The sequence below is a fragment of the Streptomyces colwelliae genome (genome assembly GCF_048158785.1).
In the GTDB taxonomy this organism is placed as follows: domain Bacteria; phylum Actinomycetota; class Actinomycetes; order Streptomycetales; family Streptomycetaceae; genus Streptomyces.
The window spans coordinates 1-1,589 of the sequence record NZ_JBLTJC010000770.1; the positions used below are offsets into that span (position 1 = coordinate 1).

1 protein-coding gene is annotated in these 1,589 nt (G+C 74.8%); it reads left to right on the forward strand.

Annotated features, from left to right (window positions below; translation table 11 throughout):
• Positions 1-571: AfsR/SARP family transcriptional regulator (locus ACNFOC_RS54185; RefSeq protein ID WP_416966287.1), on the forward strand; the 571-nt coding region annotated here is incomplete at its 5' end.
• Positions 572-1,589: the final 1,018 nt, after the last annotated feature.

Consider the following 1,589-nt stretch of genomic DNA (forward strand, 5'->3'; position numbering starts at 1 on the left):
GGCCAAGGATGTTCTGGCCACGGTGCCGGGTGGTTACCGGCTGAGGACGGGTGGTGGCGCGGTCGACCACCGGGAGTTCGAGCGCCGTGCGGGGGCCGGGTACCGGGCGATGGACACCGGGGACTACGCGGGGGTGGCCCGCCGTCTGGCCGGTGCGCTGGATCTGTGGAGTGGGCCGGCGCTGACCGGTCCGCAGACCGGCAGCCGGATCGGCGTGGAGGCTCGGCGGCTGGAGGAGGCCCGGCTGTGCGCGCTGGCCCAGCGCATCGACGCCGACCTGTGTCTGGGCCGCCACCGTGAGCTGCTGCCGGAGCTGACGGTGCTGGTCGACCGACACCGGATGCACGAGAGCCTGCACGGCCAGTTCATGGTGGCGCTGCACCGCGCGGGCCGGCGCGGCGAGGCTCTGGACGTCTACCGGCGGCTGCGCACCACCCTCGTCGCGGAACTGGGCCTGGAGCCCTCGGCGCCGCTGGTCCGCCTGCAGCGCTCCATTCTGGCGGCCCGCCCCGACAGGGCCCCCGCGACTGCCTCCGGCGCGACCCCGCAGTTCACCGCCCGGGCGGCCTGACCTGGCCTCGGCTGTGCATGTCCCGGACGGCATCCCCGGTGTGCGCGCCGTTCCCGGCCTGCTGTACGCCTGCGGCTTCCCCGGCACGGCCGGTGCTGTTGCATCGGCCCGCCTCCTCCGGGACGGGTTCCTCCCCGGCGTGGCGGGCCGCGGGCGTCGGCTCGGGCACGGCACCCGTGCCTCATGACGTTGATGCCCCCGGTGCGTCCGTCTCCCGCGACGGCGCCGTCGGCCGGCCCCGTGTCACGACACCGGTACGCCCCGGCCAGCCGTCCTCGCAGGCGAGGTGCAGGAATGATCCGGTCCACCGCTTCGTAGGGAGGGGGCGGCGGATCGCGGCATACCGCGACCGTTCCCGTACTGCCCCTGATGCCCCTGCCGGGGTTTCTCGGATTCCCCGACCCCGCTCGTCCTGCTGCTTGGCTGCGGGCTCGGCCCAAGGGGGCGGGTCCGCCTGACCGCTGGCCGGATGGGCTGGACGCGGGAGTGCCGAGGTGCGTGAGGGGTGGCCTCGGGTCATCCGAAGTCACGATCCGGGAGCGCCTTCGGTTTGGCGGGGGACACGGCCGGCGTGCACTTCCCGGCCGGCGGGCAGGGACTGGACGCCGGCCCGCCGGTGCCCTCGACCTCGGCGGGAGGCCGGCCCGGACGGTCCAGGGCGCTGCGGACTGCGGGACGCCTGCGACCAGGAACGCAGCCCGTCCGCGCGGCGGGTCGCCGGCGGCGCGCGGCCCGGCCCGCCCTCATGCGGTGGGACTCCGGTCTCGACCCGGTCCTGCATCGCCGCCCTTGGTCCTCTGCGCGCCCGGAGGCCCGATGGAGACCGTCCGGTCTGGATCTTGCCGCCTGCCGGATCGGCCCCGTTCCGGCAGGCCTGGCGGGCGGGAAATCGGAGAAACGTGAGAATCTTCAGGAAAGCGCCATAAAGGGGAAATGGAGTGGAGAGGTGGAGGTGTGGAGGCCCGGTGATCCTGGTGACGGGCGCGACGGGGACGGTGGGGCGGGAAGTGGTGCGGGG